Raw genomic sequence first — 13308 nt, forward strand, 5'->3', positions numbered from 1 at the left:
GGGGCTCAGACGCGGCGAAACACGAGGTCCCAGACCCCGTGACCCAGCTTGAGGCCACGGTTCTCGAACTTGGTGAGCGGTCGGTAGTCGGGTTGGGGCACATAGCCGTTGCCCTCGGGCGGCGCCGTGTTGGCCAGCATGGGTTCGGCCGAGAGCACGGCGAGCATCTGCTCGGCATAGGGCTGCCAGTCGGTCGCCAGATGCAGGTAGCCACCGGGCTTGAGGTGGCGCACCAGCCGGTTCACGAACGGCGCCTGGATCAGCCGGCGCTTGTGGTGGCGGCTCTTGTGCCAGGGATCGGGGAAGAAGATGTGCACGCCGTCCAGGCTCTGCTCGGGCAGCATGTGGTCCAGCACCTCGACCGCGTCGTGGCGGAAGATGCGGATGTTCTCGATCCCCTGTTCGCCGCAGAGCTTGAGCAGGGCACCGACGCCCGGTTCATGGACCTCGCAGCACAGGAAGTTGTCGCCCGGGCGGACCTGCGCGATGTGGGCGGTGGCGCCGCCCATGCCGAAACCGATTTCCAAGATCAGCGGCGCGCTGCGACCGAACACGGCGGTGGTGTCCAGCGTCTCGCCGGCGTCGTAGTTGAGCAGGAAACGGAGGCCGAACTGCTCGTAGGCGCGTTGTTGGCCGGGGCCGGTGCGTCCGGCGCGCAGCACATAGCTCTTGACCACCCGCATGAAGGGCTTGGGCGCGTCGGCCGGGCTGGAGTCGGAATGCGGGGTGGGGGAAGTGGCGTCGGACATGGCGAAAGCAGGGCTCAGGACCGGAAGCGCCCGAGGCCCGTGATTGTAGGAGGGAGGGGGTACTGAAAAAGACTGCTTCGACAGCGATCGCGCGATGGACGGCCGCGCGGATCGGTTGAACGATGGTGGCAAACGGCTCCGCGGTGGGTAGGATGCCTTGCAGTTTCGTTGGGAATCCATGACAAACCAAAAAGTCTCCGCTGGTGGCCTGAGCCGCCGCGCGTTCGCCTGCGGCCTGTCCAGTGTCGCGGCGCTCGCCGTGCCTTCGCTTCGGGCCCAGTCGTCCAGCCGCATCGTGCTGGGCCAGTCCGCCGCCTTCACCGGGGCCGCCGCCCAACTGGGCATCCAGTTCAACGCGGGGGCCAAGCTGTTCTTCGACCAGTACAACGCCCAGGGCGCGGGAAAACGCATCGAGATCGAGACGCTGGACGACGGCTACGAGCCCGACCGCTGCGCCGAAAACACACAGAAGCTGCTGGACCGCGACGTGTTCGCGCTGTTCGGCTACATCGGCACACCCACCAGCCTGGCGGCCCTGCCGCTGGCCACCAAGGCCGAAGTGCCCTTCATCGCCCCGTTCACCGGCGCGATGTCCCTGCGTCAGCCGTTCAACCGCATGGCCTTCCACCTGCGGGCCTCCTACAACGATGAGACCGAACTGATCGTCAAGAACCTGCACAACCTCGGTCTGACGCGGGTCGCGGTGTTCTACCAGAACGACGCCTACGGCAAGGCCGGGCTGGACGGCACCCTGCTGGCCCTGGCCAGTCGCGGCCTCAAGCCCGTGGCGCTGGCCACGGTCGAGCGCAATTCGGTCGACGTGGCCGCCGCGGTCGCCACCATCGGCTCCGCCAATCCGCAGGCGGTGGTGCAGATCAGTGCGTACAAGTCGTGCGCGGCCTACATCCGCGCTGCGCGCAAAGCGGGCTTCGGCGGCAGTTTCTACAACGTGTCGTTCGTCGGCACCCAGGCGCTGGCCGACGAGCTGGGCAAGGATGGCGCGGGTGTCGTAGTGTCGCAGGTGGTTCCCAGCCCCTACAACTCGGCCAAGGCCCTGACCCGGGAGTTCCGGGACGCCATCGCCCAGGGAGGCAACAAGGTGCAGGTCAACTTCTCCAGCATGGAGGGCTACCTGGCTGCCCGGCTGTTGGCTGAGGGTCTGAAGCGCTCTGGCAGCCGCGCGGGCCGCGATGGCCTGATCGCCGGGCTGGAGTCGATCGGGGAGATGTCGATGGGCGGGTTCTCGGTCACTCTGAGCGCGAAGGACCATGTGGCCTCGCAATTCGTCGAGCTGTCGATGCTCAGCGGAGACGGCAAGGTCCGGACCTGAACATTCCTCAGAGGCGCTCTGCCAAGCGCCAGGGCCAGGCCCTGGTCCAGCTTGCCAGCGCGTCCGGGAGGTTTCCAGCGGCCTTTGGCAGGCCCAGCGCCTGGGCAGCAGCCTGGAGCGCCGCCAGCGGATCGGAGAGATCCAGCGCTTGTGCGCCGTTCTGCTTGCTCAGTTTCTCGCCGTTGTCGCCCAGCACCAGAGGCGTGTGCAGGTAGAGCGGTGCCGGCAGCTCGAGGGCAAGCTGCAGGCGGATCTGGCGCGGCGTGTTGTCGGCCAGATCTTCGCCGCGCACGACGTGGGTGATGCCCTGCGCGGCGTCGTCCACCACCACGGCCAGCTGGTAGGCCCAGAGCCCGTCGGCACGGCGCAGCACGAAATCCCCGACCTCGGTTTCCACGTTCTGCTGCTGCGGCCCGAGGCGCCGGTCGGTCCATTGCTGTACACCGGGTGCCACACGCAGGCGCCACGCACGCGGCGCGCGCCCGGCCAGGCCGCCGCGCTCAGGCCGGCAGGTGCCCGGGTAGACCGCGGCGTGGTGGCGCTCTCGGGCGAGGCCTGAGGCCTGCAGGGCGGCTTCGATGTCCTTGCGGGAGCAGCCGCAGGGGTAAGCCAGTCCGCAGGCGATCAGCCGGTCCAGCGCTGCCTGGTAGAAATCGCTGCGTGTCGATTGCCACGACACGGGTTCATCGGACACCAGACCACAGGCGGCCAGTTGCTGCAGGATGAAGCGGTCGGCGCCGGGCACGCAGCGCGGCGTGTCCACGTCTTCGATGCGCACCAGCCATCGACCGTCCTGCGCACGGGCATCGAGCCAGCTGGCCAGCGCAGCGACCAGCGAACCGGCGTGCAGCGGGCCGGTGGGCGAGGGTGCGAAGCGGCCGCGGTAGCCGGAAGCCACGAAAACGTCAGATCACGGCCAGTGCCAGATCCAGACCCGACACGAAAGCGTCCTCGACGCGATGGCCCAGGCACCAGTCGCCGCACAGGCCGATGCCCAGCGCCGGATCGAACAGGTGGGACTGACCCAGCGGCACCTGGGTCTGCGCAAAGCGCCAGCGGTGCACCACGGCGTGGGGCGCCGTGACGCGGATCCCGGTGATCTCGGCGAAACCCTTGAGCAGCTTGGCCTTGACCCGCTCGGCATCGTCTTCGAGATGCTTGTACGACCAGGCCGGGCTGGCCTGCACGGTCCAGCGCTCGATGCGTTCGCGTCCGGGCTTGCTGTTCTCGCGCGCCAGCCAGCTGATGCGGTGGTGGGTGCTGCGGGCGGCGTTCCACTGCGGGCCCAGGGTCGACATCCCCGGCTGCATCGCATTGGGGTAGGCCACCATCAGGGTCCAGCAAGGCGCCACCTGTACCGCGGTCAGCGCCTTGCGCATCTGCGGCGCCAGGCCCGAGGCCAGCAGCAGGTCGTGTGCCTGCAGGTGCGGAATCGCCAGCAGCACCCGGTCAAAGCCGCCCAGCACCTGCTGGCCGCCGCTGGCGTCTTCGACGCGCAGCTGCCATTGCTCGGGATGCAGCGCATCGCGCTCAATGTGGTGCACACGGGTTTCGGTGAGGGTTCGCGCCGGCAAGTTGCCGTGCTGCTCAGGGTGCGCCAGCGGCTGCGCCCAGTGGTGCACCAGGCCGCTCATGCCCGGCACCGCGACAAAGTGCGGCTCGGTCGGAGGGGGCGCGCTGGCCAGCACATGTCCGAATTCGTCGAGCACACGCACCGTGCTCACACTCCAGGGGCGCACGACCGCCTGCGCGGTGAGCAAGGCCCGCGCGAAGCGGCTGTCGCGCACGGTGAAGTACTGCGCGCCGTGGTCGAAGCCGCCGAACTCGGTGCGGCGCGTCGACATGCGGCCGCCAAAACCGCGGCTCTTCTCGAACACCGTGACGCGGTGCCCGGCCTGCAGCAGGGTGCGCGCGCAGGCCACACCCGCCAGACCCGCGCCCACGACCGCAAAGTGCAGGGGCGCGGCGGGTGCCTTGCCGGCTGCGGGCGCAGGCGCGGCGGCGGTGGTTCGTTTGCGGGGAGCCTTCTTGTTGTTCATGGTGTGGCGCGTTGGGTTGGGATGGATGCACTGTAGCAGTCGGGATGCGATTTCCGGCTTGCGCCGGCTCAACCCACGTGATGGTTTTCCAGCAGTGCGTCGCGGGTCGTCTGGTGCTGCAACTGGTCGAGCCACCAGCGCATGGCCTGCCCGGTGTCGGCGCCGCTGCGGGCCCGCCGCCAGGCGTAGCCGACGCGGAACACGTGGTTGGGCCGCTGAACCGACTTGACCACCAGATGGCCGGCGGAAATGTAGGGCTGCGCCAGCGGCAGCGGCAGAAAACCGCAGCCCAGGCCGCGCAGCTGCGCTTCGAGCTTGTGCAACATGGTCGGCACGGTCAGCACGTCCTGCCCCGGCAGGATGTTGAACGACTGGCCGGCGCCGCGCTGCGTGCTGTCGGCCACCGCCACCGCGCGGTGCGGCCGGATTTCGTCGTCGCTGATGCTGTGTTCGATCGCCGCGAGCGGGTGGTGCGGCGCCACCGCGAACACGAAGCGCAACTGGCCCAGCGGCGCGATCTGGATGTCGGGCAGACTCATCTCGGCCGACACGCCCAGGGCCAGGTCGGCCAGGCCACCCTGCAGCGCCTCCATCGTGCCCGAGAGCGTTTCGGCGCGGATCTTCAGCCGCGTCGGCGCACCGGTGGCGTAAAAGGCTTCGCAGAGCTCGAACAGTGTGCCGCGCGCCATCACCGCATCGGTCGCGATCGTCAGCTGAGGTTCCCAGCCGGTGGCCACGCGCTTGACGCGCTGCGCCACGGCGTCCAGTTCGTCCAGCAGGTACTGGCCCGCGCGCAGCAACTCGGCGCCAGCAGGGGTGAGCTGGGCGCGGCGTGCGCTGCGGTCGAACAGCAGCACGTCCAGCGCGTCTTCGATCTGGCGGACACGGTAGGTCAGGGCGCTGGGCACCATGCCCAGTTCGCGCGCCGCCGCCGCCATGCTGCCCAGGCGGGCCACGGCCTCCAGCAGCCCCAGGTTTTCCGGGGAAAGCGCCGAGCGGGGGGTGGAAGAGGCCATGGTGTCACCGTTTGGGAAGGGGTTATGGCGGTATTTTCATTCAAATGGATTGAATGAAGCCATCAATCCGGTGCGGCCCGCTGCCGGGCAGGGCTGCCCACAATGATGTCCATGCCAGCCAAGAGTTGGCCCAACACAGGAGACCTCACCATGCTGCAGATCCGACGCTCCCAGGACCGTGGTTATGCCGACCACGGCTGGCTCAAGAGCCACCACTCGTTCTCGTTCGCGGGCTATTTCGATCCGGCATGGATGGGCTGGGGCAACCTGCGCGTGATCAACGAAGACCGGATTGCCCCGGGCACCGGTTTCGGCACCCACGGTCACCGCGACATGGAAATCATCAGCTACGTGCTGCAGGGCAACCTGGCGCACAAGGACAGCATGGGCAACGTCCAGGGCATCCCGCCGGGCGAGGTGCAGCGCATGAGCGCCGGCACCGGTGTGCGGCACAGCGAGTTCAACCATGCGCCGGACAGCGTGACGCACTTCCTGCAGATCTGGATCGAGCCGTCCCGGCAGGGCATCGAGCCCGGCTATGAGCAGAAGGCGTTCGATGCGGCGGAGAAGACCGGGCGCCTGCGCCTGGTGGCCTCCCCCGACGGTGCGCAAGGGTCAGTCACCATCCACGCCGATGCCACGCTGCACGCCGGACTGTTCGATGGCGAGCAGCGCGCCGAGCTGGCGATCGACCCTGCGCGCAAGGCTTATGTGCACCTGGTTCGCGGCGCGCTCGACGTCAACGGCCAGCGCCTGAATGGCGGCGACGCCGCGCTGCTGGCCGACGAGAGCCTCATTGCACTGGAGCACGGCCAGGACGCCGAGGTGCTGGTGTTCGATCTGGCAGCCTGACGGCGCCGGCTTCCTCTCTCCTTCTTTTTCTCTTCACAACCCCGCGCGCTCTGCGCTTTCACTCAGGAGTCCGAAAAATGGCAAAAGTAGTTGTGGTCTATCACTCGGGTTACGGTCACACCCAGCGCATCGCCCAGGTGGTTGCGCAAGGCGCTGGCGCCGACCTGCTGCCCATCGATGCGGATGGCAACCTGTCGGAAGCCGACTGGGCTGCCCTGGGCGCGGCCGACGCGATCATCTTCGGCACGCCGACCTACATGGGCGGCCCGAGCTGGCAGTTCAAGAAGTTCGCCGACGCCTCGTCCAAGGCCTGGTTCACCCGCGCCTGGCAGGACAAGTTCTTCGCCGGTTTCTCGTGCAGCGCCAGCCTCAACGGCGACAAGGGCCAGACCCTGGCCTACCTGAACACGCTGGCCTCGCAGCACGGCGGCCTGTGGATCAGCCTGGGCTTCCCGCCCGCCAACGCGCTGGCCTCCACCCGCAACGACGTGAACAACCTCGGCGGCTCGGTGGGTCTGCTGGTGCAGGCGCCTTCGGACGCCGGTGCCGACAAGATCCCGCAAGGCGACATCGACACGGCACAGAAGTTCGGCGAGCGCGTGGCCTCCCTGGCGGCGAAATTCAAGGGCTGAACGGGATTCTCCGGGCCGGATGTTTAACATCCGGTCCATGAAGATCTTCTCGATCCTCCCCTGGGCAGACTGGCTGGCGCTGGTCTGCTTTTTTTCGCTCTGGATCGGCTACGCCTGGTTCGCCAAGGTGCTGGGGCAGCGCCGCTCCTCGCTGCTGGTGACCACCAACCGCTACCGCAGCTACTGGATGAAGCAGGCCGCGATGCGCGATCCGCGCATGCTCGACGGCCTGATCACGCAGACGCTGTCCAACACGCCGGCGTTCTTTTCGTCGACCTCGATCCTGATCATCGGTGGTCTCTTTGCGCTGCTGGGCACGACCGACAAGGCGACCGAGCTGATGAGCGAGATCCCGTTCGCGCAGGCCACGCCCCTGATCGTCTTCGAGTTCAAGATCCTGGTGCTGGTGAGCATCTTCGTGTACTCGTTCTTCCGCTTCTCGTGGTGCATGCGGCAGTACACATTCGTGGCACTGGTGATCGGCGCGATGCCACCACCCGACGAGTTCCGCTCGGGCAAGTTCGACCCGGTGCAGTACGCCGACCGCGCGGCCGCCATGGTCGGCGCCGCGGCCGAAACCTTCAACGACGGGCTGCGCGCCTACTACTTCTCGTTTGCCGCGCTGGCCTGGTTCATCTCGCCGCTGGTGATGGTGGCCGGCACGGTGGTGGTGGTCGCCATCCTCTACGGCCGCGAATTCCACTCCGACGTGCTGCGCGTCCTGCGGGATTGAGCCCCCGCGCTCCGCCGCTGCGCGGGTCGCTGCCCTCCGAGGGGCGGGTCCGGCTTGGGGCGGCCCGGCGCCGGACCGATTGAGCCCCCGCGCTCAGTCGGTGCGGCGGATGTGCCAGAGGGAGGCCGCGGCGAACACCAGGCCGAGCACCGCGCCGCTGAGCACATCCAGCGCCACATGCTGGCGCGTGGCCATGGTCGACCAGGCGATGCCCACGCACAGGGCCGCGGACAGCCACAGCGTCACGCGCGGCGACTGCATCTGGCGCAGGACCCGGTGCAGCCAGCAGGCACTGAACACCGCCGAGGCCACGTGCAGCGACGGGAAGGCGTTGCCCGCCGCGTCCACGCCCTTGATCAGCGACAGGCCCGGGTGTTGTGCCCAGTCGATGGCGAAGGTGGGGGTCTGGGTCGGCCACCACCAGAAGATGCCCAGACCCACCAGGCACATGGCACCCACCCAGACGCCGAACCAGATCAGTGCCCGCAGGTTGCCCATCAGCCCGGGCGCCAGCGACACATAGACCCAGAGCGACAGGTAGATCGGAAAGGCCGCCGGCGTGAACGCCACCCAGTGGTCCAGCCAGATCTCGGGCATGACCGTCGGCGTGCCGCGCGGGTTCTCCAGCAGGGCGAAGTAGGCCCGGAAGAACACGAACATGAACAGGCTGGTGCCCACCGTCTTGAGCAGCGTCCGGTACAGGATGCGCTGCCAGACCCGGCTCCTCCAGTTCGCGGCCGGGGCGCCCGCGCCGGGAGGGGTCCGCAGCCCGGGAGCGAGGCTACCCTGCCCGGTGGACGGATTGCTCGGCGCAGGGCTCATGGTGCGGGTCGGGAACCGGGTTCCCCGAGGTGCGGGTTGTACAATCAAAAGCTTTCAAAAAGTGACGTTCGGCGGTCTGCGCCGGGCTTCGTGCAGGCCTTGGGTCCATCGGGAGGCTCCGTTTTTTCGGTGCCAGGGTCCGGCAAGCTGCCAGCCATGAAATGTATGCCATGCAATCGACCGAACTGATCCGCCAATTTCTCCAGGAGCGCCTCGGTGCCGATCCGGCACAGGTGGTGCATGAGGCCGTGCTGGCCGATCTGGGGGTCGACTCCCTGATGCTGGCCGAGCTGATGTTCGAGGCCGAAGACCGGCTGGGCATCTCGATCGGCTCCAACGTCACCGTGCCCAAGACCGTGGGCGACATGGTCGCGCTGATCGATTCGCTGCAGGCCGCCAAAGCCGCGCGCTCATGAGCAGCCGCCGGGTCGCCATCACGGGCCTCGGCATCGTGAGCCCGTACGGAGGCGGTGTTGACGCCTTCTTCGGTCATCTGCTGGCCGGCCGTTCGGCGGTGCGCTTTCTGCAGACCGAAGACAAGCCGCGTCCGCTGGCGATGCCCTTCGTCAACTGCCACGAATTCGATGCCAATGCCGCGCTGGGCAAGCCCCTGGCCGGCATGATGGAGCGTTTCGCCCACCTGGGCGTGTCGGCCGCGTTCGACGCCTGGCTGGACGCCGGGCTGGAACGACAGGCCGCCGACCCCGCGCTGCGCAACGACTGGGCCTGCATCTGGGGCACCGCGCTGGGCGGCATCCTGGCGTTCGAGAAGGGTTACCGCGACATGTGGCAGAACGGCCGGGAGCGCCTGTCGCCGCTGTCGGTGATCTTCGGCATGAACAACGCGGTCAATGCCCATCTGTCGATCCAGCTGGGTCTGGGCGGCATCAGCATGAGCCACACCGTGGCCTGTGCTTCTTCCACGGTCGCGATCGGCGAAGCCTTCCGCCGTGTGCGCGACGGCGAGGCCACGGTGGCGATCACCGGCGGCTCCGACGCCACGCAGGCCTATGGCGTGGCCAAGGCCTGGGAAGCGATGAGGCTGGTCGCGCCCGGCAACACCGAGACCGCCTACATGGCCTGCCGCCCGTTTTCCGCCGACCGCGCGGGTCTGGTGCTGGGCGAGGGCGGAGCGGCCATGGTGCTGGAAGACTGGGACCACGCGGTGGCGCGCGGCGCCCGCATCCACGCCGAGATCGTCGGTTATGGCGCCAGCTGCGACCGCAGCCACCTGGTGCGGCCCGAGGCCGATGGCCAGGCCCGCGCTCTGCGCGCGGCGCTGGCCGATGCGCGCATGGACACGGCCGAGGTCGGTTATGTGAATGCCCATGGCACCGCGACGGTCGAAGGCGACCCGGTCGAAGTGTCGGCCCTGCGTCAGGTGTTCGGCGACCAGGCCGCCGGCCTGGCCGTGAGCGCGACCAAGTCCATGCACGGCCACCTGCTGGGTGCTGCCGGCGCGATCGAGGCGCTGGCCACCGTGCTGGCCCTGCGCGAACAGGCGATTCCGCCGACCGCGCACCTGCAGGGCCGGCTCGACCCGGCCTGCGCGGGTGTCGACCATGTGTTCGAAGGCCGTGACGGCGTGCCGCTCAAGGCCGCCGTGTCCAATTCGTTCGCCTTCGGGGGCAGCAACGCCGTGCTGGCGTTCCGTGCTGCACCCACCCACTGATTCCGAGAGACCGACCATGTCCCAAGCACCGCAAACTTCCCTCGATACCCTGATGGGCGAGGTCGCCGCGCTGATCGTCGAAGCCCTGAACCTCGACGTCAAACCCGAAGAGATTCGGGCCGACGATCCGCTGTACGGCGAAGGCCTGGGCCTGGACTCGATCGACATGCTGGAGATCTCTCTCGTGATCTCCAAGCACTATGGCTTCCAGCTGAAGTCGGACAACGAAAACAACGTCAAGATCTTCGCCTCCCTGCGTTCGCTGTCGGAGCACATCGCCAGCCAGCGCACCAAATGAAGCTGATCAGCGGCCACGGACTCGACGACGTCCTGGCCTGGCGCCCCACCGGCCCGGTGCGGGTGCGCGAATTCCTCGCCGATGCCCATGCGCTGGCCGCGACGCTGCCGGCCGGTGGCGACGTGCTCAACCTGTGTGAGGACCGCTACCACTTTGCGGTGCTGTTCGCGGCCTGCCTGCTGACCGGCAAGGTCAGCCTGCAGCCCTCGTCGCAATCGGCCGAGACGCTGCAGCGCCTGGCGATCGACCACCCGGGCTGTTTTGCCGTGGTCGACAGCGCGCTGGATGTGGCTGGCCTGCCCAGCCACGCGTTCCCCGACCTGTCCACGCTGGCCCGCCCGTCGGTCGATGCGGTGCCGGAGATCGACGAGCAGCGCGTGGTCGCGATCCTGTTCACTTCCGGCTCGACCGGCCTGCCGCAGGCGCAGGCCAAGACCTGGGGCCGGCTGGTGCAGAACGGCCGCGCGGAAGCCGCGGGGCTGGGGCTGGACCGCCAGCCGCATGTGCTGGTCGGCACGGTGCCGGTGCAGCACAGCTACGGCTTCGAATCGACTTTCCTGCTCGCACTGCATGGCGGCTGCAGCTTCTGGAGCGGCAAGCCCTTCTATCCGCAGGATGTGGTCGAAGCGCTGGCCGCGGTGCCGCGCCCGCGCATGCTGGTGACGACGCCGTACCACCTGTCGGCGCTGCTGGGCTCCGGGCTGGACTGGCCGGCGCTGGACATCTGCCTGTCGGCGACGGCGCCGCTGGGCGCCGAGCTGGCCGCGCGTGTCGAACAGCACGGCGGCGCGCCGGTGCACGAGATCTACGGCTCGACCGAGTCGGGCCAGCTGGCCTGCCGGCGCACCACCGACGGCCCGGCCTGGCAACTGCTGCCGGGCGTGGTCCTGAGCCAGGAGAACGACACGACCTACGCCAGCGAAGGCCATGTCGAAGGCCGCGTGGCGCTGTCGGACATCATCGAACTGCAGGACGGCGGCCGCTTCCTGCTGCACGGGCGCCACGCCGATCTGGTGAACATTGCCGGCAAGCGCAGCTCGCTGGCTTACCTCAACCACCAGCTCTGCGCCATCGACGGCGTGCGCGATGGCGCATTCTTCCTGCCCGATGGTGCCGACGACGACAGCGACGGCATCACGCGGCTGACGGCCTTCGTGGTGGCGCCGGGCGTGGCCTCGAAAGAGCTGCTGTCGGCGCTGCGCCAGCGCATCGACCGCGTGTTCCTGCCGCGCCCGCTGGTGTTTGTCGATGCCTTGCCGCGCAACAGCACCGGCAAGCTGATGCGCGCGACGCTACAAGAGTTGTACCGCCAGCACGTCATCGACGGAGGCGTGCATGGCGACGTTTGAGCGCGACTGGCGCGTACCGGCAGAACATCCGGCGTTCGCCGGCCATTTTCCGGGCCATCCGATCGTGCCGGGTGTCGTGCTGCTGGACCGGGTGATGCAGCTGGCGGTCGAGTGGTCCGGCGCGCCCGCCAGCGGCTGGCAGGTGACGCAGGCCAAGTTTCTCAGCCCCTGCGGCCCGCACGACGAACTGCGGTTCTCGCTGCGCGACGGCGCGCGTGGTGGCCTGGCCTTCTCGGTGCAATGCGGCGAGCGCGAAGTCGCCACCGGCAGCCTGCTGCCTCCTTCCCCATGAGCACCGAACGTCCAACGCCCGACGCCCAGCCCGAGTGGATGCGGCGTCAGGAGCGCAGCAACCTCGCGATCCTGCGCCTCATGGTCTGGATCTCGCTGTCCTTCGGCCGCCAGGTCGGGCGCATCGTGCTGCACGGCATCGCCGCCTATTTCGTGCTGTTCGCACCGGCCGCGCGGCGTGCCAGCCGCGACTACCTGCACCGGGTGCTGGGCCGCTGGGCCGGCTGGCGCGACGGCTACCGGCATGTGCTGAGTTTCGCCAGCACCATCCACGACCGCATCTACCTGCTCAACGACCGCTTCGATGTGTTCGACATCGAGGTGCACGGTGGCGAACAGATGATCGAGGCGGCCAGGACGCAACCCGGGGCACTGCTCATGGGTGCCCACCTGGGCAGTTTCGAGGTGCTGCGCGCGATGGGCCGGGGCAAGGCCGGGCTGAAGGTCGCGATGATGATGTACGAGCAGAACGCCCGCAAACTCAACGCGACGCTGGCGGCCATCAACCCCAAGGCGATGCAAGATATCATTTCGCTCGGCCAGATGGAGTCCATGCTGGAGGCCCGCGACAAGCTCGACGAGGGCTATCTGGTGGGCATGCTGGCCGACCGCTCGCTCAGCGACGACGCGACCATCGAGGTGAACTTCCTGGGCACACCGGCGTCTTTCCCTCTGGGGCCGTGGCGCATGGCGGCGATGCTGCGGCGCCCGGTCTACCTGATGGCGGGGCTGTATCTCGGCGGCAACCGCTACGAACTGCATTTCGTGCCGCTGACCGATTTTTCCCAGGTCGAACGCGGCGGCCGCGACGCCGCGATCCGGCAGGCGGTGCAGACTTATGCCGACAGCCTGGCCGCCCTGTGCCACCAAGCTCCGTACAACTGGTTCAACTTCTTCGATTTCTGGCAGAAAAAATGATGCGACGCTTTGTGCTGGCCCTGCTGGGTCTGGGATGGATGACCAGTGCGCTGGCCGCCTACGACATCGATCAGCTGATGACCGACCTGGCGGCACAGAAGGGCGGCCGGGCGAAGTTCGTCGAGACGCGCCACGTGGCGCTGCTGGACAAGCCGCTGCAGGCCAGCGGCGAGATGATCTACAGCCCGCCCGACCGGCTGGAAAAACGCACCCTGCTGCCCAAGCCCGAGACCATGGTGCTGGACAAGGACATGCTCAGCCTGGAGCGCGACAAGCGCAAGTTCACCATCAACCTGGCCAACCGCCCCGAGGCGCAGGCTTTTGTCGAGAGCATCCGCAGCACGCTGGCGGGCAACCGCAAGGTGCTGGAGCAGGACTATTCGCTCAAGCTCGAAGGCGAGGCCGCGCGCTGGGTGCTGACCCTGGTGCCCAGCGATCCGACCATTTCCGGCCTGCTCAAGCGCATCACGGTCAGCGGCAGCAAGAGCCAGGTGCGCCGCATCGAGTACCTGCAGGTCGACGGCGACCGCTCGGAGATCACCATCGAGCCGATCGAAGTTCAATGAGCCACGCACGGCTGCCCGAAGGGGCTCGCACCGCAGTCCGC

At 68.2% G+C, this 13308-nt stretch carries 14 protein-coding genes and 1 pseudogene; 10 read left to right on the top strand and 5 right to left on the bottom strand.

The features are described 5' to 3' along the window. Positions 1-5 precede the first annotated feature (5 nt). Complete coding sequence (gene trmB, locus ACS5NL_RS19185) at positions 6-749, bottom strand: tRNA (guanosine(46)-N7)-methyltransferase TrmB (protein ID WP_439355579.1); 744 nt, start codon at positions 747-749, stop codon at positions 6-8. Between the two features lie 178 nt (positions 750-927). Between trmB and ACS5NL_RS19190 the strand changes: the two genes are divergently transcribed. Continuing rightward, positions 928-2079 carry an ABC transporter substrate-binding protein gene (locus ACS5NL_RS19190; protein ID WP_439355580.1) on the top strand — a complete coding sequence of 384 codons (1152 nt, stop codon included), beginning with the start codon at positions 928-930 and terminating at the stop codon, positions 2077-2079. Between the two features lie 7 nt (positions 2080-2086). On the opposite strand, the gene gluQRS is transcribed toward ACS5NL_RS19190, so the two are convergent. From gluQRS to ACS5NL_RS19205, 3 genes are all read right to left on the bottom strand, one after another. Beyond that, positions 2087-2977 (bottom strand): tRNA glutamyl-Q(34) synthetase GluQRS, encoded by an 891-nt coding sequence (gene gluQRS, locus ACS5NL_RS19195; RefSeq protein WP_439355581.1) that lies wholly within the window; start codon positions 2975-2977, stop codon positions 2087-2089. A 7-nt stretch (positions 2978-2984) separates the two neighbouring features. Next, positions 2985-4118, bottom strand: a complete 1134-nt coding sequence (locus tag ACS5NL_RS19200; RefSeq protein WP_439355582.1) for an NAD(P)/FAD-dependent oxidoreductase — start codon at positions 4116-4118, stop codon at positions 2985-2987. A 68-nt stretch (positions 4119-4186) separates the two neighbouring features. After that, positions 4187-5134 carry a LysR family transcriptional regulator gene (locus tag ACS5NL_RS19205; RefSeq protein WP_439355583.1) on the bottom strand — a complete coding sequence of 316 codons (948 nt, stop codon included), beginning with the start codon at positions 5132-5134 and terminating at the stop codon, positions 4187-4189. Between the two features lie 150 nt (positions 5135-5284). Here ACS5NL_RS19205 and ACS5NL_RS19210 point away from each other — a divergent pair, with 150 nt between their 5' ends. The 3 genes from ACS5NL_RS19210 (at position 5285) to ACS5NL_RS19220 (ending at position 7351) form a co-directional block, all read left to right on the top strand. After that, positions 5285-5986: a pirin family protein gene (locus ACS5NL_RS19210; protein ID WP_439355584.1), complete on the top strand. Its 702-nt coding sequence runs from the start codon at positions 5285-5287 to the stop codon at positions 5984-5986. 77 nt (positions 5987-6063) lie between these two features. Continuing rightward, positions 6064-6618, top strand: a complete 555-nt coding sequence (locus ACS5NL_RS19215; RefSeq protein WP_439355585.1) for a flavodoxin family protein — start codon at positions 6064-6066, stop codon at positions 6616-6618. Positions 6619-6655: 37 nt separating this feature from the next. Continuing rightward, positions 6656-7351: a DUF599 domain-containing protein gene (locus ACS5NL_RS19220; protein ID WP_439355586.1), complete on the top strand. Its 696-nt coding sequence runs from the start codon at positions 6656-6658 to the stop codon at positions 7349-7351. Positions 7352-7444: 93 nt separating this feature from the next. Here the strand turns inward: ACS5NL_RS19220 and ACS5NL_RS19225 are convergent, their stop codons facing one another. Next, positions 7445-8173 carry a phosphatase PAP2 family protein gene (locus ACS5NL_RS19225; protein WP_439355587.1) on the bottom strand — a complete coding sequence of 243 codons (729 nt, stop codon included), beginning with the start codon at positions 8171-8173 and terminating at the stop codon, positions 7445-7447. Positions 8174-8343: 170 nt separating this feature from the next. On the opposite strand from ACS5NL_RS19225, the gene ACS5NL_RS19230 reads away from it, so the two are divergent. The 6 genes and pseudogenes from ACS5NL_RS19230 (at position 8344) to ACS5NL_RS19255 (ending at position 13267) form a co-directional block, all read left to right on the top strand. Continuing rightward, positions 8344-8589 (top strand): acyl carrier protein, encoded by a 246-nt coding sequence (locus ACS5NL_RS19230; RefSeq protein WP_439355588.1) that lies wholly within the window; start codon positions 8344-8346, stop codon positions 8587-8589. Next, positions 8586-9845, top strand: coding sequence for a beta-ketoacyl-[acyl-carrier-protein] synthase family protein (locus ACS5NL_RS19235; protein WP_439355589.1), 1260 nt, complete (start codon positions 8586-8588; stop codon positions 9843-9845). The genes ACS5NL_RS19230 and ACS5NL_RS19235 overlap by 4 nt, the downstream gene beginning before the upstream one ends. A 16-nt stretch (positions 9846-9861) precedes the next feature. After that, a complete protein-coding gene (locus ACS5NL_RS19240) occupies positions 9862-10143 on the top strand; it encodes a phosphopantetheine-binding protein (RefSeq protein WP_439355590.1) in 282 nt (93 codons plus the stop codon). After that, positions 10140-11784: pseudogene (locus tag ACS5NL_RS19245) on the top strand (AMP-binding protein). The gene ACS5NL_RS19240 and the pseudogene ACS5NL_RS19245 overlap by 4 nt, the downstream one beginning before the upstream one ends. After that, positions 11781-12701, top strand: coding sequence for a lysophospholipid acyltransferase family protein (locus tag ACS5NL_RS19250; RefSeq protein WP_439355591.1), 921 nt, complete (start codon positions 11781-11783; stop codon positions 12699-12701). The pseudogene ACS5NL_RS19245 and the gene ACS5NL_RS19250 overlap by 4 nt, the downstream one beginning before the upstream one ends. Next, complete coding sequence (locus ACS5NL_RS19255; RefSeq protein ID WP_439355592.1) at positions 12701-13267, top strand: LolA-related protein; 567 nt, start codon at positions 12701-12703, stop codon at positions 13265-13267. Before ACS5NL_RS19250 ends, ACS5NL_RS19255 begins: the two co-directional genes overlap by 1 nt. Positions 13268-13308 lie beyond the last annotated feature (41 nt).

Source organism: Hydrogenophaga sedimenti (assembly GCF_051857515.1).
In the GTDB taxonomy this organism is placed as follows: Bacteria; Pseudomonadota; Gammaproteobacteria; order Burkholderiales; family Burkholderiaceae_C; genus Hydrogenophaga.

Coding starts and splice junctions, on each gene's coding strand:
- ACS5NL_RS19215 (WP_439355585.1), top strand. CDS start 6,064: ATGGCAAAAGTAGTTGTGGTCTATCACTCGGGTTACGGTCACACCCAG.
- trmB (WP_439355579.1), bottom strand. CDS start 749: ATGTCCGACGCCACTTCCCCCACCCCGCATTCCGACTCCAGCCCGGCC.
- ACS5NL_RS19205 (WP_439355583.1), bottom strand. CDS start 5,134: ATGGCCTCTTCCACCCCCCGCTCGGCGCTTTCCCCGGAAAACCTGGGG.
- ACS5NL_RS19240 (WP_439355590.1), top strand. CDS start 9,862: ATGTCCCAAGCACCGCAAACTTCCCTCGATACCCTGATGGGCGAGGTC.
- ACS5NL_RS19210 (WP_439355584.1), top strand. CDS start 5,285: ATGCTGCAGATCCGACGCTCCCAGGACCGTGGTTATGCCGACCACGGC.
- ACS5NL_RS19220 (WP_439355586.1), top strand. CDS start 6,656: ATGAAGATCTTCTCGATCCTCCCCTGGGCAGACTGGCTGGCGCTGGTC.
- ACS5NL_RS19250 (WP_439355591.1), top strand. CDS start 11,781: ATGAGCACCGAACGTCCAACGCCCGACGCCCAGCCCGAGTGGATGCGG.
- ACS5NL_RS19200 (WP_439355582.1), bottom strand. CDS start 4,118: ATGAACAACAAGAAGGCTCCCCGCAAACGAACCACCGCCGCCGCGCCT.
- ACS5NL_RS19235 (WP_439355589.1), top strand. CDS start 8,586: ATGAGCAGCCGCCGGGTCGCCATCACGGGCCTCGGCATCGTGAGCCCG.
- ACS5NL_RS19255 (WP_439355592.1), top strand. CDS start 12,701: ATGCGACGCTTTGTGCTGGCCCTGCTGGGTCTGGGATGGATGACCAGT.
- ACS5NL_RS19230 (WP_439355588.1), top strand. CDS start 8,344: ATGCAATCGACCGAACTGATCCGCCAATTTCTCCAGGAGCGCCTCGGT.
- ACS5NL_RS19225 (WP_439355587.1), bottom strand. CDS start 8,173: ATGAGCCCTGCGCCGAGCAATCCGTCCACCGGGCAGGGTAGCCTCGCT.
- ACS5NL_RS19190 (WP_439355580.1), top strand. CDS start 928: ATGACAAACCAAAAAGTCTCCGCTGGTGGCCTGAGCCGCCGCGCGTTC.